Annotated in this window: 17 protein-coding genes and 1 tRNA gene; 8 read left to right on the forward strand and 10 right to left on the reverse strand. The window is 44.4% G+C overall.

The genetic code is table 11. The annotated features are described in order from the left end of the window. Window positions 1-84 precede the first annotated feature (84 nt). Both C7I86_RS09725 and C7I86_RS09730 read left to right on the forward strand, forming a co-directional pair. Window positions 85-489: a DUF2237 family protein gene (locus C7I86_RS09725; protein WP_010873060.1), complete on the forward strand. Its 405-nt coding sequence runs from the start codon at window positions 85-87 to the stop codon at window positions 487-489. Continuing rightward, window positions 490-1473 (forward strand): RluA family pseudouridine synthase, encoded by a 984-nt coding sequence (locus C7I86_RS09730; protein ID WP_010873061.1) that lies wholly within the window; start codon window positions 490-492, stop codon window positions 1471-1473. It abuts the gene before it with no gap. A gap of 124 nt (window positions 1474-1597) precedes the next feature. Here the strand turns inward: C7I86_RS09730 and C7I86_RS09735 are convergent, their stop codons facing one another. From C7I86_RS09735 to C7I86_RS09745, 3 genes are all read right to left on the reverse strand, one after another. Next, window positions 1598-2329 carry a sugar transferase gene (locus C7I86_RS09735; protein ID WP_010873062.1) on the reverse strand — a complete coding sequence of 244 codons (732 nt, stop codon included), beginning with the start codon at window positions 2327-2329 and terminating at the stop codon, window positions 1598-1600. Between the two features lie 99 nt (window positions 2330-2428). After that, a complete protein-coding gene (locus C7I86_RS09740; protein ID WP_010873063.1) occupies window positions 2429-3565 on the reverse strand; it encodes a glycosyltransferase in 1137 nt (378 codons plus the stop codon). Between the two features lie 3 nt (window positions 3566-3568). Beyond that, the gene (locus tag C7I86_RS09745) at window positions 3569-4855 is read right to left on the reverse strand and encodes a type IV pilus twitching motility protein PilT (protein ID WP_010873064.1); all 1287 of its coding nucleotides are present in this window, start codon (window positions 4853-4855) and stop codon (window positions 3569-3571) included. A 635-nt stretch (window positions 4856-5490) separates the two neighbouring features. Between C7I86_RS09745 and C7I86_RS09750 the strand changes: the two genes are divergently transcribed. Then, the gene (locus C7I86_RS09750; protein ID WP_369931726.1) at window positions 5491-5826 is read left to right on the forward strand and encodes a hypothetical protein; all 336 of its coding nucleotides are present in this window, start codon (window positions 5491-5493) and stop codon (window positions 5824-5826) included. 159 nt (window positions 5827-5985) lie between these two features. On the opposite strand, the gene C7I86_RS09755 is transcribed toward C7I86_RS09750, so the two are convergent. Together C7I86_RS09755 and C7I86_RS09760 are read right to left on the reverse strand one after the other, a co-directional pair. Then, window positions 5986-6621 (reverse strand): hypothetical protein, encoded by a 636-nt coding sequence (locus C7I86_RS09755; protein WP_010873066.1) that lies wholly within the window; start codon window positions 6619-6621, stop codon window positions 5986-5988. Window positions 6622-6634: 13 nt separating this feature from the next. After that, entirely contained in the window at window positions 6635-6865 is a 231-nt protein-coding gene (locus C7I86_RS09760; protein WP_010873067.1) for a DNA-directed RNA polymerase subunit omega, read from the reverse strand. A 122-nt stretch (window positions 6866-6987) separates the two neighbouring features. Between C7I86_RS09760 and C7I86_RS09765 the strand changes: the two genes are divergently transcribed. The 5 genes from C7I86_RS09765 to smpB all read left to right on the forward strand — a co-directional run bounded on the left by C7I86_RS09765 (window position 6988) and on the right by smpB (window position 9903). Continuing rightward, the gene (locus C7I86_RS09765; RefSeq protein ID WP_010872287.1) at window positions 6988-8004 is read left to right on the forward strand and encodes an IS4-like element IS4Sa family transposase; all 1017 of its coding nucleotides are present in this window, start codon (window positions 6988-6990) and stop codon (window positions 8002-8004) included. A 230-nt stretch (window positions 8005-8234) separates the two neighbouring features. Beyond that, on the forward strand, window positions 8235-8621 hold the full coding sequence (locus tag C7I86_RS09770) for a DUF309 domain-containing protein (RefSeq protein WP_014407119.1): 387 nt from the start codon (window positions 8235-8237) through the stop codon (window positions 8619-8621). 53 nt (window positions 8622-8674) lie between these two features. Further along, window positions 8675-8747: transfer RNA gene (locus C7I86_RS09775), tRNA-His, on the forward strand. 239 nt (window positions 8748-8986) lie between these two features. Then, on the forward strand, window positions 8987-9310 hold the full coding sequence (locus tag C7I86_RS09780) for a DUF760 domain-containing protein (RefSeq protein WP_010873069.1): 324 nt from the start codon (window positions 8987-8989) through the stop codon (window positions 9308-9310). A gap of 128 nt (window positions 9311-9438) precedes the next feature. Beyond that, a complete protein-coding gene (smpB, locus tag C7I86_RS09785) occupies window positions 9439-9903 on the forward strand; it encodes an SsrA-binding protein SmpB (RefSeq protein WP_010873070.1) in 465 nt (154 codons plus the stop codon). A gap of 66 nt (window positions 9904-9969) precedes the next feature. Here smpB and C7I86_RS09790 read toward each other — a convergent pair whose 3' ends face one another. The 5 genes from C7I86_RS09790 to C7I86_RS09810 form a co-directional block, all read right to left on the reverse strand. Then, on the reverse strand, window positions 9970-11796 hold the full coding sequence (locus tag C7I86_RS09790; RefSeq protein WP_010873071.1) for a hypothetical protein: 1827 nt from the start codon (window positions 11794-11796) through the stop codon (window positions 9970-9972). A 13-nt stretch (window positions 11797-11809) separates the two neighbouring features. Next, window positions 11810-12970, reverse strand: a complete 1161-nt coding sequence (locus C7I86_RS09795; protein ID WP_010873072.1) for an FkbM family methyltransferase — start codon at window positions 12968-12970, stop codon at window positions 11810-11812. Window positions 12971-12972: 2 nt separating this feature from the next. Continuing rightward, window positions 12973-15963: a glycosyltransferase gene (locus C7I86_RS09800; RefSeq protein ID WP_010873073.1), complete on the reverse strand. Its 2991-nt coding sequence runs from the start codon at window positions 15961-15963 to the stop codon at window positions 12973-12975. After that, window positions 15960-19466 carry a glycosyltransferase gene (locus C7I86_RS09805; RefSeq protein ID WP_010873074.1) on the reverse strand — a complete coding sequence of 1169 codons (3507 nt, stop codon included), beginning with the start codon at window positions 19464-19466 and terminating at the stop codon, window positions 15960-15962. Before C7I86_RS09805 ends, C7I86_RS09800 begins: the two co-directional genes overlap by 4 nt. A 125-nt stretch (window positions 19467-19591) precedes the next feature. Beyond that, on the reverse strand, window positions 19592-21112 hold the full coding sequence (locus tag C7I86_RS09810) for a class I SAM-dependent methyltransferase (protein WP_010873075.1): 1521 nt from the start codon (window positions 21110-21112) through the stop codon (window positions 19592-19594). Between the last annotated feature and the right edge of the window lie 79 nt (window positions 21113-21191).

A 21191-nucleotide genomic window follows, 5' to 3' on the forward strand; every position in this document is an offset into this window, starting at 1 on the left:
TCATTTTAGTCTTTTTGGCGGCGGCACTACCATGGTTTTGGTGTGAAGATTGTTAAATAGAATTCTTATTTTTGCTTAAACAATATGGCTACTCTCCAGGATTCCCGGGATAAGAATGTGTTGGGCGGTGACCTCAAATGTTGCTGTAAGTCACCGTTGACGGGCTTTTACCGTAATGGTTATTGCCAAACGGGGCCGACGGATTTCGGCCGCCATGTGGTTTGTGCCCAGGTGACAGCGGAATTTTTAGAGTTTTCCAAAGCCCGGGGCAATGATCTTTCCACACCCCAACCGGCTTACCAATTTCCCGGATTAAAACCAGGGGATAAATGGTGTTTATGTGCGGCCCGCTGGCAGGAAGCAAAGGATGCGGGCATGGCTCCGCTGGTGGATTTAAGTGCCACCCATGTTTCTGCGTTGGAGGTGATCAATTTGGATGCATTGATTCCCCATGCGTTGCCAGGACAATTTTCACCGGAAGAAGAATAGATGATTGACCAAATTATTGATGAAGTTACGGATTCAGATCCCTATCAAGAATTGTTGGTAACGGCCGATGGCGTTGCCGAAGGCACACTGGGTGTCCGCCTGGATAAATGGTTGGCGGAACAGCTACCAGAGTTGTCCCGTTCCCGTTGTCAAAAATTGATTGAGTCGGGGCAGGTGCAACGCAATGGGTTAGTTTGTCAGGATAAAAACTTGATCCTCAAAACTGGCGATCGCCTGGTGGTTAATATTCCTGAGTTGATTCCTTTGGATGTGGTGGCCCAGAATATTCCCTTGGATATTTTGTATGAGGATGAACAGTTAATTATCATCAACAAGCCAGCGGGATTGGTGGTGCATCCCGGCCCTGGTCATCCCGACGGCACAGTGGTTAATGCTTTGTTGGCCCATTGTCCCGATTTGGCTGGCATTGGCGGCGTGCAAAGACCGGGCATTGTCCACCGTTTGGATAAAGACACCACTGGAGCGATGGTGGTGGCCAAAACTGAATTAGCACTGCATAACCTACAGGTTCAACTCAAGGAGAAAACTGCTCGCCGTCTGTATTGGGGCATTGTTTATGGATCTCCAAAGGAAATTCAAGGCACGGTCAATCTCCCCGTGGGCCGTCATCCCGGCGATCGCCAGAAAATGGGTATTGTCCCGGTGGAAAAAGGGGGTCGGGAAGCGGTTACCCATTGGCGACTGTTGGAAAGGATTGGGAACCACAGTTGGTTGGAATTTCAGCTAGAAACGGGCCGTACCCACCAAATTCGGGTACACAGTAAGCAAATGGGCCATCCTTTGGTAGGGGATAATCTCTACACTTCCCCTGGCAGTGTCAACGTCAACCTGCCCGGCCAAGCCCTCCATGCCCACCAGCTTTCCCTCATCCATCCGGTGAGCGGAGAAATAATTACGGCGATCGCCCCTATGCCAGCCCATTTTGAAAAGCTGTTGGTTTATTTGCGGCAAAGAATTCCCTAAATGTTGCTATGGATGCAAGGAAGGGATAAATAGACTCTAACCAAACTGAATGTGGTCTAATTTTGGCCACATCAAGGAAGGCTCGAAAATTAATTAAATTAGGAGCTGAATTAGCTTAGGAGAGTTAATAAGCCCCATTATTGTTGGGAAACAGCATCACACCCAGGGTTTTAGCGATGATCAGTAAATCCAACGTCATGGTGCGGTAATAGACGTAATAAACATCAATTTGCACCCGCTCAGGATAGGGAATATCGTTGCGGCCAGAAACCTGCCATAAGCCGGTTAGCCCTGGCTTAATGCTCAGAACTTGGTTAATTTGACGTCCATACTTGTGCAACTCCTCCGGCACCAAGGGACGGGGCCCCACCAAGCTCATATCCCCCTTGAGCACATTCCAGAATTGAGGAAATTCATCCAGGCTAGTCAGGCGCAAAAATTTGCCAATCCAGGTAATGCGGGGATCATTACGGAGTTTGAAGTTCTTTTCAAATTCTTCTCTGGTTTGAGGACAGCCCGCCATCAGCTTTTCCAACACCTCATCGGCATTGGTGACCATGGTGCGGAACTTAATACATTTGAAACGTTTAAATTTGCGCCCCACCCTTTCTTGCACATAGAAAATAGGCCCCGGAGAGCTGACCGCAATCATTAGGGCGATCGCCAGGTAGAGGGGGGAACAGAGAACCAGTACCGACAGGGAGAAACAGATATCGAATACCCTTTTAGCCACGGTTCCGGTGAGGGAACTGGAGCGGGAACCTTGATACCTTCTCGGAGAGACCGTTGGATAAAATCCGCGTCTCATCAAAGCACGGAGGGCTTTTACAGAGATCGGTGAGCTATTGGCAGTCATCGTACTCCATCACACATCACACCATATGGTCCTAATCATAAAGCCTGAATCGACAATTGTTACGATTCTTTGCTAAATAACTGAGGACTCCCACCGCCACTAAGTCCGACGAGGGGCTTGATGACAGTATTTTTCCAGCAACGCCAGATACGACGTTTGAAATATTTTAGAAGAAAAACGGTTTGCTTGCAGGAAACAGTTCTCTGAACTGATCTGATGGCTAATGTTGGAAAAAGTTTCCACTGCTTGCACCAAAGACTCTACTGTTTGTTGATCAAACCAAATCCCGGTGGCAGTTTTGGGATTTTTTTGATAGTCAACTACGGTTTCCAATGCCCCCCCACGGCCAAAGGCAATGACTGGGGTGCCACAGGCCTGGGCTTCCACTAGGGCAATGCCAAAATCTTCACAGGCTCCGTAAACAAAGGCTTTGGCCCTAGCCATGTAATCCTCCACTACGGCATTGGGTTGGGGCCCAAGGATCTGCACGTTGGGTTGAGCCAATTCCTGCAGGAGCGGTAAATCAGGACCATCGCCAATCACCACTAGGGGCAATTGCAACTGGTTAAAAGCCTGGACAATCAGCTTGACCTGTTTATAGCTCACTAAACGGCAGACTGTCAGGAAAAAATCATCTTTTTTTTCTTGGTAGGTAAAACGGTCTAAATTCACGGGGGGATAGACCACATCGGCTGATCGCCGGTAGCAACGCCAAATGCGCCGGGCCGTATGCTGTGAATTGGCCAAGAAGTAATCCACTCGATTGGCGGAAATCACATCCCATTGCCGTAGTTGGTGGAGCAGGTAACGGGTCAAAATCCCCGGCAAACCCCGTCCCATCCGACTGTTGTTTAAATAGTCAAAAGTTAAATCCCAGGCATAGCGCATGGGGGTATGGCAATAGCAAATATGAACTTGGTGGGGCGCAGTCAACACTCCCTTGGCCACAGCATGGGAAGAGGAAAGAATAACGTCATACTGTCCCAAGTCCAATTGCTCGATCGCCAGGGGCAAAAGAGGTAAATATTTTTGCACTCCCTGTTCTGTCCGGGGAAAATGTTGCAAAAAAGTGGTGCCAATGGAACGGCCGTAAAGATAGCTGTGGGGGTTGGTGGACTCAAAATCAATCAGGGCATAGAGATCCGCCGTCACATGACTGAGAATCTCCTGCACCACCAATTCCGACCCCCCCGTGGCCTTCGGGGTGAGCCACTCGTGGACTAGGGCGTACCGCATGCCTTAGGTTCTGCCCCGCAGTCGCATGGCCATTTCATTCCGCACCGGAGCCATTTCCAAAGCTACTTCCTCGGTGATCCGCCCTTCTTGGTAGAGATTAAATAGGGATTGGTTGGCAGTTATCATACCGTCGTACTCCCCATCCTCCATCAGTTCAGCAATTTCATCGTACTTGCCTTGGCGAATATAATCCTTGACCGTTTCCGTATTAATCAGAATGTCATGGAAACCGGCCCGTTTCCCATCGGTAGTACGGCATAAACCTTGGGCAACGATGGCCACCAAAGATTCGGCGATCGCCGTCCGCATGGCTGGTTGTTCCTCCGCTGTGTAGAGGGTCAAAATCCTTTCTAGGGTCTTAATGGCACTGTTGGTGTGCAGGGTTCCCATGACCAAGTGACCGGTTTGGGCAGCTTTGAGGGCGGTGTTCACCGTACTCCGGTCCCGCATCTCCCCAATCAGGATAATATCCGGGTCTTCCCGCAGAGAAGCCTTCAGAGCGTTGTCGAATTCCAGGGTGTGCATGCCCACTTCCCTTTGGCGGATCAAGGAACGACGACTTTGGTGTACAAATTCAATCGGATCTTCAATGGAAATGATGTGTTTGGCATGCTCCTTGTTGATGTAGTCCACCATAGCGGCCATGGTAGTGGATTTACCGGAACCGGTGGGCCCCGTCACTAGAATCAGGCCTTTGTGGGAGTCGGACACAGTACGCAAAATATCCGGCAAGCGCAACTGTTCCAGGGTCAAAATCTTGAGGGGAATAATCCGCAGTACCATGGCGGAGCCCAACAGACTTTCAAGAACGTTAATCCGAATCCTGGCAAAGTCGTACTGCTTTGCTCCGTCAAATTCCAATTCCCGCTTGAATCGTTGGATTTCATCCTCAGTGAGAATTTCCCGCAGCCAACTCATGAAAGTTTGCTGATCCGTTGGCTCATAGCGGAGGGGCACCATTTCTCCCCGGTCCCGCATGCGAGGCACCTCCCCTATCCCCAGGTGAACATCGGAAAAACCTTGGTCAAAGGCACTGCGAATTAACTCCTCCAGACTAGGTTGTCCTGGCGATCGCCCTAGGTTGGCATGGCTTGGGGCTGGTGGGCTAGTGGGTAAATTGGGTGTCGGGGGACGATGTTGCGGTTGGGGCTGGCCAATGCTGGGGGGAGCTGGCATAAACTGAGTTTCCGGAGCCATACTTTCTTGCCGAATGGACGACGCAGGTCGCCCAGCAGGATTGTTGGGAAGGGGGGGCAACGGGGGAACAGAGGGGCGGGGAGGTTGGTTCATGGGATTTTTTCACCGGATTTTGCACTTGTGGCACAGCTAACCCCCGGTAAACCTTTGATGCAGACAGAGGAGACGATACAGCCTGCAGCAACGAATATAACCGGTCGAATTCAATGGGGACATTGGGGACATTATTTAATAGGTTAAAGACTTTTTTCTGTTTTTCGTCAGTTGTTTAACAAAACGACGCATTTGTTTCCCCACGTTTGTCCCTATGTCCTTAATGAGATTCAAGCGACAAATTGTTAACAAATGTAAAACTAACTGAGTCTTGCATTAATTGCCTTCTCCATGCCGTCTCCAGCACAAAAAAGAAAAATGTGGGGATCAAAGCTAAACGACAAACTAGCCATGAAATCAGGCTTTAAACTGAGATAAATAGAGTTGAGGTTAATTTTTACCTATGGCTGGGAAACAGCAGAGTGTAAGAATAATGAATAAATGTCAATGATTAAATGTAAATAATTATAAAGAAATCTCAGTTTCTCGAAGTCGTTGCCTATACTGGACTCAACAGCCCCCAGTCGGAGCCTTCAATTTGGGCACCGTTGTTTGGGGTCTGCCTCACCCGATTGTTGTTGTTGGAGTTAATAGTTATGGAGCTTTCGTCAAGGGAAGGAGTAGGAATGAGCTATATGCTCGTCCTAATGAAGAGTTTTTCTGTTTGGACTTTCACCCTGTTAGTTTGTCTATTGGTGGTCGGTTTCCCGCTGGTGTTTTTGGTCGCTACAGTGGGGGTTTTGGCGACGGTGGTATTACAGTCAGTTTTACCGATGAGTGCTGTGCTCTTAGTAGCCAGCAGTCTTTTGGGAGGGACAGTTTTATTGGTTCTTTCTGGGGCCGCCACCTTGACCGCCAAAGGAATCCATCCTCAGGAAGTGCGTTGGTTAAGTTGGCTCCATGGGGAAACTAATTTAATTCATAAACCCATGTTTGCATCCTGCCCGTTGACGTGCAGTCTCATTCAGTGATTAATTTTTGTCGATCTTTTGCTTAATTTAATTCTCAGCTTTTCCAAAGCCCAAACGCTTTTGTTTGACTTCTTGCCTGTTCTTATCAACCCCGTCTGAAGCAGCCTATGCCCAAGTCGGGGTTAATTATTTGTGTTTTATTTTTCCGCCGTTGAAGAGCTAGGGCATCAACAATTGGGCATCCCCCGGCTGGGAAAGTCCAGGTTGATTGGGAGCTGTAACGGCTGGGGGCGCCGTTGGATTCTGATCACCTTGTTCCCCCGAACCAGAATCTGTTCCATTGGATGCGGCCTGGGGGCGATAAAGTTCGGCGAGAAAATCTACTAATTCCTGCCGTTGTTTCCGATTTAGCCCGGCAATAAGTTGGCGATCGCCATCGAGGGGACTTGTTTGGAGAGTGGAAAAACCGGGATAACGCTCCGGCACCATTTGATCATTGGCACCAAGGTAATCCGCTAGGGTTAAACGCCAATCAAAACGATAGCGGGTTGGCCTTTTTTGTATATCGCGGTGATATCGGATCATCCGACTGATCAGGGTATTCTCCGGATCTGGGCTACCATCGCTTTGGCGGCGGTAATCGTTACCCTTGGGCAAATCGGGAAAACGAGCGTAAACCTGCTGAGCAATTATTTCCACCACCACCGTATATCCTCCGGCGGGCACTCCCTGAGCGGGCGGGGCCGGCTGAGCCTGGGAAACAGCCCCCCACTGTCCGGGACTATGGAGTAGCATGGTGAGCAAAAAGCTCAGACAACCCAATAGTAACGTCAGGGGAAAAAGGGGCTTAAACATGGAACTGGGGGAATTAATTATCGCTAATAATTTCTGGGCGGGTGAGCTCGTCGGACATTTCAATGATGGCCCGGATAGCCGGCTTCATGTTGGGATCGTCAATGCTGTCAAAATCTTCGGAGCGATTTTCCTTGGCTCGCTTGGCTACCCTGACAGTAATGTTGTAGCGGTTTGATGCGGCTCCTAGGAGCTCTTCGGAACGATAAATAATGTGGTTAGAATCCAAATTACTACGCTTGGTCATGGTAAACAGGGTAAGGGGGACAATATGGCGATCGCCAGAAGTGTTGAACGATAGTTATAAAGAGAAAAAAAGCCCTTTAAAATGATAGAATAAAGGGCAGAAATATTAGAATAATTGAAGCGATGATATCAAATTTTGGACATATTGTCAAAACTTATCTATCTAATTTTCCTAAAGATGACTACCCAGTATTAGACACATTTAAGTTTGTGAGTATCTGGTTAGGATTAGTGTTAGACCAGAGCCAGACAAGCATGAGGAGTATGTTTAAAAGACTGAACTTACGAGGAGAGACAGTCGATATATCTACATTCTCAAAGGCAAGCAAAAAAAGGGATGTGGGAGTTTTTAGAGAAATAATATTTTCCTTAAAAAAGGAATTGTCGAAAAGGAAGGAAATTAAGCAGGGAGAATTAGAAATATTTCCTCTCGATTCAACCATTGTCAGCATAACTAGTAAGTTGATGTGGAACCTTGGATTTCATCAGGTAAAAGTATTCAGTGGGATTAACTTATCAACAGGGATTCCGGGGGGAATAGTAATTCACTTTGGACAAGGTCATGATAATAAATATGGGAATGAAACAATAGAAGAGACTCCAGAAAATGGAGTAGCAGTAATGGATAGAGGATTTTGTGACTTACAGAGAATCAAGAGATTACAAAAGGAGAATAACAAATATCATGTATTAAGAATAAAGAATAATATAAAGCTAGAAAAATTAGCCAATGATAACTATATGGTTGGAACTGGAAAGAATAAAATAGAGAGTAGAGTGGTAATATTCACCCATGATAATTCAGAGTTTAGATTGGTTACAAATTTACCTATAGAAAGTAAAGAAATAGAAGGAGTTAGTGATGAAAAAATAGCAGAAATTTATAAAAAAAGATGGCAAATAGAATTGTTATGGAAATTCTTAAAAATGCACTTAAAGCTGAATAGACTGATTGCCAAAAATGAGAATGCAATTGGGATTCAAATCTATACCTGTATAATTGCTTATTTAATACTAAAATTACTGGTAATCCCAAAAGAAGCAGGTACAACAATGTTAGACAAACTACGTTATTTACAGGCTTTCATGTGTGAAAAAATAAGCTATGTACACTGGCTAAGGGAGTTAGCACTAAGGTGATGAATTTGCTTTGCTATAGGATTATTCTGTCTATTTTTAGGTCGTACATAAGTGCGATTCAACGATTCTGGGCGATCGCCATTCGGAAAAGCAAAAAAGCAGAAACCGGGTGGAAGAAAAATCCGCAGAATACGCTTCCCAGTCTAGCGGAAAATTACCTCGGCTCCATCCCAACTGACCTAATATTGACCCTCCCCTCTATCGACATATCGACAGTGCATCCATTAACCATGGACGAAAATATCGGCCTAAGCCTAGGCATCGAACAATTTAACCGGCAAGATTTTTACGCCTGCCATAACACCCTCGAAGCAGTGTGGCTAGAGGCTAACCCGACGGAGAAAAATTTCTACCAAGGTATTTTGCAAATTGCCGTAGCCCACTATCATCTTGGCAATCACAATTGGCGGGGAGCAGTGACTTTACTGGGGGAGGGTATCCGCCGCTTGAAGGGTTTTCGCCCTGACCATCGGGAAGTGGATATAGAGAGTTTATTTCGGTCCAGCGTTTTGCTGTTAGAGAATCTACAAACTATTACGCCAGAAAATCTCCCCCAATGGTTAGAATCCGCTGCAGCGGAACAACTAACCCCCCAAATTGAGATTAAGTCGAAATAGTGCCAAAAAGATCCAAACACTGTGCTAGCATGGTTAATGCCGAAAGCGAAACGGCGAGCGTAGCCAAGGGGTTAAGGCAGAGGATTGTGGTTCCTCCACTCGTGGGTTCGAATCCCATCGTTCGCCCTTACAGATACGGTTGGAAACCATGGCTCGCACCATCTGTGTCTATAGGAAAATTTAAGTATTTTTCAAAAATTCTTAGATTACCTAAATGTCAATTTAAGTATGGGCTATTCCCCCAGGTTTTTGGGTACTTGTTTACCCTAGCCAGTTTTATGGCTTTTTACAAAACTTTGCCTGAGCCGCTATAGTGGAAGGTAATGCCAGTGATTAAAAGGTCAGTCCGGAGTTAGGGAGTAATAATGGAATTTAACTTTGACTTTCATACGTCTGAACAGGAAGAACAACGGGTCAACACACTGCTCCAATATCTGCAAAAACAACACCCCGAAACCTTAGCCTGGATTGCCCAATCCGCCAGCCCCGAGATTAAAGAGATTATTCACCAGAATGTCCAAGGCCTAGTGGGAATGTTACCCATGGATGACTTCGATGTGCAAATCACTACTGACCGGGAGGATTTCGCTAATCTGTTGGCTTCGGCCATGATGACAGGCTATTTCCTTAGCCGTATGGAACAACGGAAGAATCTGGAGTCATCCTTTTCAGGCTCGGATTGTTTATAGGGAATCACAGCATAGGCTGCTGGGGGTCATTGGTGACAGCGAGTTCCTGGTATTTTCGGTAGGCCATGCTTTTGGATCTACAAGAGCAACATCTAACAGACATATTACGGATACATTACTGACGGTTCATGGCTAAGGAAAAAGAAAGGATAAAAGTTGTCAGCGATAATCGCCAGGCTCGTTTTCTGTACGAAATCTTAGAGACCTATGAGGCGGGCATCGAGCTGCAGGGTACTGAGGTCAAGTCAATTCGAGCAGGGAAGGTTAATTTACGGGATGGTTTTGCTCTGCTGCGGGACGGGGAAGTCTGGTTGATGAACGTGCATATTTCGCCCTATGACAAAAGTAGTTTATTTTTTAACCATGATCCCCGTCGTACCCGGCGTTTGCTAATGCATAACTGGGAAATTCGGAAATTAATTGGTCAAGTTGAGCAAAAAGGCCTAACTTTAGTGCCGTTGAAAATGTATTTCAAGGGTAGTTGGGTAAAAGTTGCTCTGGGCCTTGGTAAAGGGAAAAAACTCCACGATAAACGGGAGACTTTAAAGCGTCGTCAGGATGACCGAGATATGGCTCGGGCCATGAAACGCTAATTTCGACTACTTTCCAAGAAGTTGCGGCAGAGGTTAGTCCGATGTTAGGCGATCGCCAATGGCCTCTTAGCGCAGAATTTTTAATCCTTCACATTTATCCTTCATCCTTTCATCCTCGAGATTAAATTCGGCTCGAACTGAATAATTCCGTCCGGGATGAAAATAGGAATTGTAAAAGAAACTAAAGGGTGCTTTTTCCACAATGCAAACCCGATCACCATCTTTAATTTGACTAAAAATTTCCTTTTTCACCATCCAATCTGCGGTTTCTAACTGTTGGGTCAGGGGTTGAAAAGCCGGATAGGTAAAGAATTTGTTAGTTTTGTGGATAAAGATAATCATAAACACAAAGGCAACTAAGCCAAAATATTGGGGCTTCAGAATAGTTTTTGGGCTGGGACTATGCTCAGCGAAACGGGTAACTAAATAGGCGTTGAGACTGACAAACACAATCATCCAATACATGTAGTAGCGCAATTCGTAAGATTGAGGCATCCACATAGTCACCACCGACATAATTAGCATCAAAGCCAGGGCCACTTTGGTGGATTTTTGCCAATTTTTCCAGCAAAGAAAGACAAAAAGCACAGCGTTAAAAATTACATAGCCGCCAAAGTAACCCCCCATGCCAAAACGTTCTTCGTTCCACGAAATAAAATCCATGGCCAAGGTCCAGCGCCAGGGTCGGCGATCGTCAAAAGCATTAATTTCTAATAAAGATTGTCCCCATCGGACTGGGGGGGGGAGCCGGCGAATCTTTTCGTGCATGAAGTTGGGAGATTCTTCGGTGTGATTAAGCACCTGGCCAACAATGGTAATTTTGACAGGATAGGCAGGGTTTTGGTAAAGAACAATATTCTTGATGGGGTTGTAGAAAATGATCAGACTAGCAAGGGTACCCAATGCAAATACTTGGGCTAATTTGAGCATATTGGCCTGGCGAGTTTTATCTGTTTGCCAGTAGTTAATAACAAAAAGTGGCAATGAACAAAGTATTAACAAAAAAACTACAGGAATTAGTTGCAATTTAATGTTGGCCGCCACAAATGCGGATAAGAATAAAATTGAAATGGTTTTTAAATTAAGTTTAACCTTATGTATGTAGAGTAAATATAAAGTTAAAATGCAAATGCTAACCCCAACATTACCTGGCAAATCAATGTAACTTCTTGCCGCATGCATGTGAATCATGGGCACGGCCAGCAGGGAAAGGCTAGCTAGGTAGAAGGGAATTTTTGGAACTTTTACGAGATAAACAATTAAAATTATTAGGCTAAAGTAAGAAACTAAATTAGTCGCTTCAATGCGGTTAAAAACCACCCAGAACAATCCCTGCAGCCAGTTTGCCAAGAGGGGAAAACCAAGAAATCGATTTTCTGTAAAATATTCAAAAGTATATTGTTCTGGGGGAATAATGCCCCAAATTCTGGCGGCGAAGGGTATGTGATACATAAAAGCATCACCACCATAGTTATAGTCAAAAAAAGCAATACCAAAAATAGAAATTAAGGTTAGAACTGCCGCGCCACTAAGAATGTAGCCAATAATATTTAACACCCCTATTTTTTTGATCTTTTCCGCAACAGCAAATTTCTTCAGAGGGTGATTAATATCCAGTGTTTCGAGTATTGACCAGCTCGTAGCTATTATTCCGACGAGGAACAAAACAATTCTCCCCAAACGTAGATCGTCCCCCTGAAAAACATTCCAATAACCAGCAATACCCAGCATCGCAGCTAGGGAAATGGAAATATTCCCCCAAATAAAAAGCACATTATTTTCAAATTTGCCTAAGAAAGTATAGCGTTGGACAATGGTCACTCCCTTGTAAACCAAAAGACTAAAAGTTAACAGGAGAAACCCGATCGCCAAACCAAGAAGGGGAACTAACATTGGGGATTAAACACTAGAAGTAAAGGGCGGCAGGAAGATGGTCAAAGTTGGCGATTTTGGTGATTTTGGCACTATTGATGGTTAGGGTTGGATCTTGGGTGCCATGTTGGAATTCAAAATAAAGTTGAATTTCACTAGTTTCGGGCAAATTAATCACCCAATCCCGATAGCTAGAGGCTAATAGTTGACTAAAGGCATGGTAGCGAAATATCACTTTGTCATTAACTTTAACACCGCACATTAAATCATTTTGGGTGCCTTCTGCGGTGAAATCCCAATCAATTAAATAGCGACCTTTGGGCAAAATTAACTTACTTTTGAGGCGAGCAGAACCATCCTTACCCCGCTCGAAATGATCGGCATCTAACAGGCTATGGCTCTCAAACTGAAATGGGACTTGGTAGGGAGTTTCCCCTAGGCGATCGCCATGGATATAGAGATTATTGCGAATGTCTGCCCCCACAGGATAATCGTCAGCAGTTTTAACTTCCCGATAGGTATTAACGTCGATGGCAACGTAGCCCAAATTGCGCAGAAAATCCAAACATCGAGTATCATCCCGCTGGGTTTCTAAAACTAAATGGGGTTTGGCAGAAACTAACGTTTTTTCCAGACCTTTAATGGCATCAAATTCTGCTCCTTCAATGTCCATTTTTAGTAAATTTGGCACCAGCTTGGTGTGTTCCACAAAGTCATCTAGAGCAATGGTTTTGACTTCATAGCTGGAGCCTTCTCCATTTTCACTGTAAATACTGTCATTGAGATGGCTGCCCAGGTAAATTTTTACAGTTTCATGGGAAGTGGAGTAAACCGCATGGTGAAAAAGCTGGACATTATTACAGCCACTCAATACTAAATTGCGTTGGGTTTTATCAATAATGCGGGGGCTAGCTTCAAAGGCACAAACAATACCCTTTGGCCCTACCATTCTCGACATTACTGTGGTTAAACCCGCAAAGTTTGCCCCCACATCAAAGACAACATCTCCCGGCTTACAGAGATCTCGTAATACTATTTGCACTGGCGGTTCCCAAAGGTTTTCCTGGTACCAAGGGGCAATGCCAAAAAATTGTACGGAGGACAGTTTTTCCTCCACTGCTAGCTTTTTATCAATTTCTGGAGCAAGGACTTTTGCTAATTTGAATTTGAGTTTATCTTTGATTCTGTTAAACATAATTATTTTTTAGAAGCGGTAATATCCGTAAACCAAAGGAAAGAATGTTGTTCGTGGCGATTATCGTTAAAAATTGAGTAATGGGGAGAAAAAAGTCTATCTTCAGGCCAAGACTGTTGGTGTTCCTGCTCCCATTGTTTAGTTAGTTTGCGAGCCGTTAGCATGGAGTTAAGGGGAGAAAATTTAGATAATTTGGGTAACCAATCCAGAGAGCGATAGGTTCCTAGCAATGCTTCAATGCCCGGAGCGTATTTCAAAGCTTCAGCATTGGGGTCAACTTTTTCTAGATAAGTGACCAAATTGTGGGCATGGTCAAAATCTGTACTAGTATGCTTACAGTAAGATTTGCGATAGCCCAGGCAATGGTAGAGTAAATTTTCCACTTCTCGTGGCGATCGCCGTTGGAAAGCATATTTAACACCGGCCAGGGTGCGATGTAAATACCAAGCCCGCATATCCTCAATTTCCGTGGCAGGACTTTGGGTGGTGCGCTCATCGGGATAATTCCAGAACAGACCCAGCATTTTATCCACCACTTTACTTTTAATGAAGGGCATGACCCGGTTTTTAAATTCCGTATCCCCTGCCCCCCGGAAGCTTTGGTCATAGTAACCAAAACGTTCGTGAATTGATTTGCGATATAGCGCCCCTACCCAGGATAAGTAGCAGGTTTCTAGATAAACTAAATCCTGTTCATAGCCAGTGCGGTCGTAGGGCATAATGTCGCTGACCCAACCCCCCTGCATATCCACATTGGTGACCAAACTATGGCCAATGGCCCAATCCAATTCTGGATCCTGATCCAATTCCCCCGCCAAAATTTCTAAACAGTCGGGCAAAATGGTTTCATCTACCCCCAAAAAGGCTAAATATGGGGATTTTGCCAACTTAATCCCCCGGTTCCAGGCACTTTGGATGGTTTCCCGTTGCGGCGATCGGGCATATAGGAGAGGATAACCCAGGGTGGGAGCTAAATCTTTGAAAACTTCATACTCATTTCCCGGCGAACCGCTATCCACCAATACCACTTCCGCTTCTCCCCGTTTAATTAGGGTTTGGTGTTGTAGGGTCTTTAAGAATAGGGGTAATTTTGCCGCTGCATTGTAGAGGGAAACAATAATGGAAGCTCGGTATGGCCCATCCCCCCGGCGATCGTCCCAAATCTCATACTCATCCCCCGCCGGATTGGCCAAATTATCCAAACGAGCCTGTTCGATTAAGCTAAGGCAACGCTCCTCCCGTTCTGAAGGTTGACCATAAAGGGCAGACACCGCCGCCATTTCCTTGGGAAAGCCATATTCCGTCAGGGTCCGCAACACAAAGGGTAAATCGCCAAATTGATCTGAACCCAATGCTCGCAGGGCCCGGACCTTATAGGTGGCAGAAACCAAAGTATTGCCCCGTAATTCTTCAATACGTGCTAGCTCCCGCCAGAGTCGCACCCGGTCGATGCGGTAATTGGTAGCTAATTTACCCCGCACTCCTTGGAATTCTGACTCGTAGCCGGAGCCTAAACGCCATCCCATTTGGATTTTTTCCGCCAAATCTTTAGCGGTTTGTTCCGTGGCATTGAAGGCTTCTTTATATTTTTTAAGTAAATTAGGAGCCTTAACTAACTGGGCATTGCGGTCATCTGCTAAGGGCTGTAAAATTTTACCTTTTAATTGTCCAGCGGTGCTTTTTAAATTATTTTTAATTTGCTTGAGAGTTGGTTTTAATTGGGCTTTCAGCGGTTGTAAGAAAGAAACATTTTCCTGGGTACTTACCCAATAGCCCATTAATTGACCATACCAACTTTGTAACTCATCTCTGATTTCCTCCTCGTACTGGCCAGTTTGTTGATAGATATCAGCCAAAATGGGACTATCAGCAATGGCTGTTGAGTTTTTAACGCTATCCACCAATCGGCGACGGTAATTATTGTAGTCGCTTAGAATATTTTCAATGGCTGGTAAGCAACTGTAGATATTATCCAGATCAATTTCTACGAAAGGAACATCGGGAAAGTCTTCTTTGAGTAAACGACATACCCCAGCTCCACCGCCAACTACAGTGGGACAACCGGAAAACAAGGATTCCAAAGCTACTAAGTTAAGTGTATCGTAGCGTGAGGGTACGAAGGTGACTGTTTTGCGGGCGAATAAGCCCATCAATTCCTGTTGCGGTTTGGGGGGTAAAAATTTAACCGGACTCTGGCGATCGCCAAGCATACTCCGGAGATAGGTTTCCGAAGAAATGGTGCCGGTATCGTTAAAACTATGGGGGCCAATGATATTAGCTTCATGATAAAGATTTCTGTTTAACCACCAAGCGATATCAATAAAAATATCTGGGCCTTTCCGTTTCTCTGTGCGACCAACAAAGTTTAAATCAGGGCGATCGCCACTGGCAATTGCTTCTAGGGGCTGGGGTAATTCAAAAAAGTGTAGAGGATGGTAATAATGGGCAGAAAATCGACTTAGGGATTGCCATTCGTCAATGTAGCTTTTGCTAATACCGTAACGCAGATCTACGGTGGCGTATTGCTTCCATTCTTCTAGTTCTAGGGGTATATTTTCCTTCCCTTGATTGAACCAATCTAACTTTAAAGTGGTGGAAATTTTGCCGTGGAGAGAAAGGGCAATCTTAGCAAATTTCACCCGATGGTAATCCAGGGCTGGACGCAAAAAAATCGCCCATTGTTCATAGTCAGGGGAATCGATCAAATCAAATTCCATGCCGGCCACTGACGTGGCAATATTACTGGCCCTGATGAAGGAACGATAAACCCATTTAGGGGGATTAACGTCAAAAAAATTGTTTAAATCGGCGAGGAAATATTTTTCCTGAAAGGGGACTCCGTGGGCATTATCAGGGCGTTCAGTTACACGAGCTTCTTTGTCAATCAGGTAATAAAAGTCAATATCGGGGTTTTTCCGAATTAAACTGCGGTAAAAAGTTTGCCCGCCACCTACTTTGGCAAATAGGTCAAAATCTGTGATTAATACCTTCATGAAAGCAAATCTAGGTAGGTTTGATAAAGCTGACGATAGTCGTAGTTTTGGGCAAAGTTGCGGGCAGAATTACCCAACTGCTCATATTGGTGGGGGTGCTGGATAATATCTTCAATTACCCCAACATAAGTGGCTAAATTATTGTTGATTAAACAATCTACCCCCGACTCCACCGGATAGCCCCGAAAGGCGATCGCCGTGCCGAGGATTACCTTACCACAGGCCATTGCCTCCAGGGTTTTGACAGACATACCAGTGCCCGCTTCGAGGGGAATTAGCACCAGGGCCGAGCGTTGATAAAGGGCTTGGAGGACGGAATCGGAGACTTTCCCCAGGGCCAAAAAGTTTCGTTTCTGAGTTGGTGGACAACAACTGCCCACGGCGATCGCCTGCCAATGGCCACTACCAACTTGGGCCAGGGCTTGAATTTGCTCCACTGCTTTGACATTGGGAGGATGTTGACTACCCACAAATAAACAGAAAGGTTTTCGCCAATCAATGGTGGAGTCAAAGGATTGTAACTCCGCCAGGGCTGTTTCTGGAGCAAGTAAATCTACGGTGGCTTGGGTGTCTAAACCAATGGGAACACAATGGCTGGTAATGTTATGACTTTGAAAAAATGCTTGGTCATCGGGGGAAAGGGTCACTACTTCATCGGCTTCCCGCAAGGCTTGCAATTCTTCTGCCAGGGCAATCTGGGCTAACCATGTGTGCGGTGGCAATTGTTTAGCCAACACGTCATGGGCTGTGAGAATTAATTTGACTCCCCGACGGCGACAAATGGGCCCGGCGATCGCCGCCCAAAAGGGATATTCCAGCAACACCGCATCTGCCCCATCAATCACTCGCTCTAACGTTTCTTGAAATTTCTGGTCAAAACGACTGCCATAGTAAATCCAAGGCAGCCAATTTTCCCCTAACTCCTGGTGGGACAATGGGAAAAAATTAATGTTGTCAGCTAGGGAAATGTCCAGCATTTTCTGCCAACTTAAAAACGCTTCTTGATAAATCTTCTGTATTAGCTCACCCTGGGCAAAGGTTGATCTGAAATAACGATAATGAATTTGTCCCTGCCAATTACTCTGGCGATCGCCAATGGTAAACACCGTCACATCTAGGCCTTGACTGGCAAGAAAATCTGCCACTTTTCCAGACCGCTGACTGGCTCCACTACGCCGCTCTTCCATATCCCCCCAGGGATAAAGCATGACAACCTTCTTGACAACATTTTTGTTGTTAGTTGCAGATAAAAGTTTCTCTCCAAGAATATCGGTAAAGGCTTGGTTTAAATGTTCATAATCAAGACCTTGACCATTAGTTTTCAGTGAATAAATTCGTGTTTGAGGTTGTAATTCCTGCAACTTAAAAGCCAAAGGTTCAGTAGTGGTGAGTAAAACTCCAAATAATTTCAGCTGATCAAGTTCCCACTGAAAATCTTGATAAACAATTTCTTTTCTTTGGCGGAGGGCATCATCATAGGTATGAAATCTATCCACCTCCAGTATGGTTCTAGTTAAATCTAAGCCTAATTTTCTTAAGTAATGTTGGCAGAAGAACGAATCTGCGTAAATTAAATCGATGTTACTACCCAATTTATTTTGTAATTCTTGCGAAATAAGCAAACCTGCCGACTGTACCCAATCCGTAATTAGCGTTGATCTATGCTCGTAATAATCCCGTAGATATTTTTTCTGTTGTTCCGGAGATAAACTGGTAGAATTTTTAGCAAAATCAATGTAAAAATCATCATCTACATAATAATCTTGTAAAATCCAATATTGTTTTAAGCCAAGCTGGTGTAGATCATCGCTAAGATAGTCCCATTCCGGTAAGTTAGCCTGGCCTAAGCGGCGATAAAAAATGCCATAAACTCCATAGCCACAACGACAAAAATATCTGATTTTATTAAGGTTATCCCTATCGCTTAATTTATCTAGAGCCATTATCACCAATATTGAAGCCCTAGCTGAAACTTCGGGCTGAATTTCCACCGTTTTTACAAGGGATATTGCCAGTGGCTTAAGCAGACATTCTAAAAAGTAATCCGGGGATTGAATAAATTGCCAATGGTAACTAAAATGCTCAGCTTTTTCCGTCAGACTAGCTAGATTTTCTAACACATACCGAACTGACCTGGGTAAATCTTGGGGATTTTGATAAATGCCAGCTCTAGTTTCATCAACCTGCTCCGCCAACCAACTACCCTGGGGTACCACCACTGGTTTACCCGCCGCCAGAGCTTCGGTTAATACCCCTGAAGTACGTTGATAATTTATTGGGTTATAGGGCAATACCACCACATCCGCTGAAGCTAATAAGTGATAGTAGGCATCGGGTTCCAGAGCATGATCAATTAACTCCACTGCACTACAAGGATACTGACAAAGTTTAAGCTTAGCTTCTAGAATTACTTCTTCTCCTCCGACAACATTATAGTTAGATTGAATGGTAAATTTTGCCAAACCAGGCTTGAGATAATCAGTCCATAAATCTGCTACTAAAACCGGTAAATGCTGATAACCTTTCTCCGATCTGGCATCACCTAAATAAATTATATGAACAAAATTTTTATTACTATCACCCTTATGAAAATTTTCTAATTTTAGTTTTTCTTGGCGAAAAGGAATCGGTACCTGGGTGAAAATTGCGGGACTCAGTTGATTATGTTTTCTCACCAAATCTTTAGTATCTGTGTAAAAGCGAATTTTGCCAGGCCAGAGTTCAGTTTGGCAAAACTTTTCCAAACATTTTTTTAATCCTATGCCCGTAGCATTGACTACTAATGGGTCTTCAGTATCACGCCTAAATAATAGATGATAGGTAGGCAAATCATCCTGGTTTTGATTATTTAAAAAATAAAATAGTTCTTCTAATTGCTCAATGCCGAAGGTATGAATAAGAATGTGATCCGCCGCAGTCAGCTCTAGCGCCGGCAAAATTTCCTCTAGGGTTTGGGTAAAACTTTTGGTTTCTACAACAGAATTTCCTTCGGATTGATTAAATTTATCAACAGTTTTATTAATAATTTTTATGGAAATTTTTCCCACTAGACGGGTAACACCCCAAAGAATTTTTAATAAGCCCCAAGTTGTGTTAGCTAAGGGTATGGACCGCAAAGATCTAAGATCGGCTTTAAACCACCCTTTCAACCGTTGGGTGCTACCTTTTACTTTTTCCAAAAGTATTCTTAGTTCTGGATGATTTTGTTGCCACAGATAAAGTTGATGACGCCACCTTTCTTGCCAAGGTTGGGTTAGATTTAATAAATCGGGGGCAATAGATTCTATATTTTCGCCATTGGTTGGCTGGTTGAACCAATCTACTTGAAAAGCTGGAATAATTTTTATATCTCCAGCCGCTAAAGACTCCTTCAGAATTTGATTGGCAATGATAATCGGTTGATAGCCTTGTCTCTGGGCTGCTTCTGCCACAGCAACACTACACTCATAGTGATGTCCTTGCAAGTTGCACAGGGAATGGTCAATAACAACAAATTTTTTCATTACCAGAGCAAAATAAAGACGAAAATTCTCCAGCCCAATGATGACGGAGAAGTCAATTAAAAGACATAGTTATGGGAAGTTGGCTAGTGCTTGGGGACCATGTTCAGTTGATAAAATAAACACAACTAGCTAATTCCTAACTTAGTCAATAGCGGCAGGCGATCGCCATTAAAATTCTCTGCTACGTTTTTGAGATGTTCTAAATTTTCAGCTTCTGTTTCTAAGGTTTTTCCTTCCTTAATAATTTTCTTGCCTTGACTGGAAAGTACTTGCCAGACAAATTGAGGGCCGTCTTGTTTGCGCTCTTTCGCTAATAGCAGTAGCTGTTCCAGACGATTGACAGCAATACCTGTGCCAACTAGGGGAGAGGCTAAAAATGCCATTTCATCGCTATAGAGAGATTTTGTTTTGACGGCACTGTTAAAAGCATCGGTGGATTTTTGTCTTTGTTTCCGCACCGTTTCATTTACCGCCGGATGGGTATAACCAATGCCAGTCATGATGATTAGGGCTTGGTAAAGACTGTTCAAAGTGATGCCTTTGGTTTTGCTGTCTTTTTGTAATTCCCCTAGGGTTAAAGGCCCATTTTCCAAGGCCTCACAAATGGGACGATAAACTTTTTCCTGGAGTTCCACTTCTCCCAAGGGAAACTGTTGTTTAAGCTTGATTGATTTGATCGGTACCACTAAGGCAAACCGTAGATTCCCCAACGCTTGTAAATGCTCCTGGGGCAAGAGGGCAAGTTTTCCCCGGACAAAAATATCTCGCCGGAACTGGGTATTTAAAAAGAAATCTCGCACTACTTCCCGAAAAGTTGGATCTGTTACTTGAGATAGCTGGGTTTGGGCGGCACTGGACAAGTTAACAGCATCCACATAGTCGATTAAATGGGCTGATCCCATAAAATTGAGCTTGGCTTCTTCTAATTCTTTGGCCACTTCATCAAAATAAAAAGCATTCCACTCTTCGTTAAAATATTCATGAGCTAGATAGTAACGATTTTGTTCTTTCAGCTTTTCTAAACGGGGTTTTAAAATTGGATTTTGAGTGAAATAATTTGCTTTGGACTCCAGCATTTGTTCCGTGAAATCCAATGCCTTTTCAATACGGCTTAGAATTGGCTCGGAGGAGTTACGTCCATAGCGGAGCATCAAAGCTTGCATCGGTCTTGCCGCTGCCCAACCCGGTAGAGTGTTATAGGAGATATAAACCATACCTCCCACTTTGATTTTCTGCCGAATAAAGTTCACGATCGCTTGACGATTTCTGGGGGTAATCCAACTGTAAATACCATGGAGAACAATGAAATCAAACTGCGGTAAATCTTGATTGATAAATTCTTCAAAACTATCGTCAAAAAAATGGACATTTTTGGTGCCCGCTGTTTCGGCTAGGGTCCGGGCTTCAACTATGTGACTAGGATTAAAATCGTTGGCGTAAAACTGAGCCTGGGGGTAGCAACTTGCCAATAAATTGGTGGAATATCCTCGGCCGCAAGCCAGTTCGCAGTAATTAAAATTTTTCTCTAGATTGGGGGATTTTAATGACTTCAGAGTGTTGGCTAGGGCTAGTTTAAGGGGACTTAATTCCCCATAAAAACCATAGGTATAGTTAACTTCTAGGACGTAGCCCTCATTCCAAGTCATGGCGTCTGATTCTGCGTAGGGGTCAAGATTAGCCCTTAGCTTACAAGAAAGGGGCTTTGGGGCCTAGTTGAATGGCACA

The organism is Synechocystis sp. IPPAS B-1465, assembly GCF_003015225.1.
Lineage (GTDB): Bacteria > Cyanobacteriota > Cyanobacteriia > Cyanobacteriales > Microcystaceae > Synechocystis.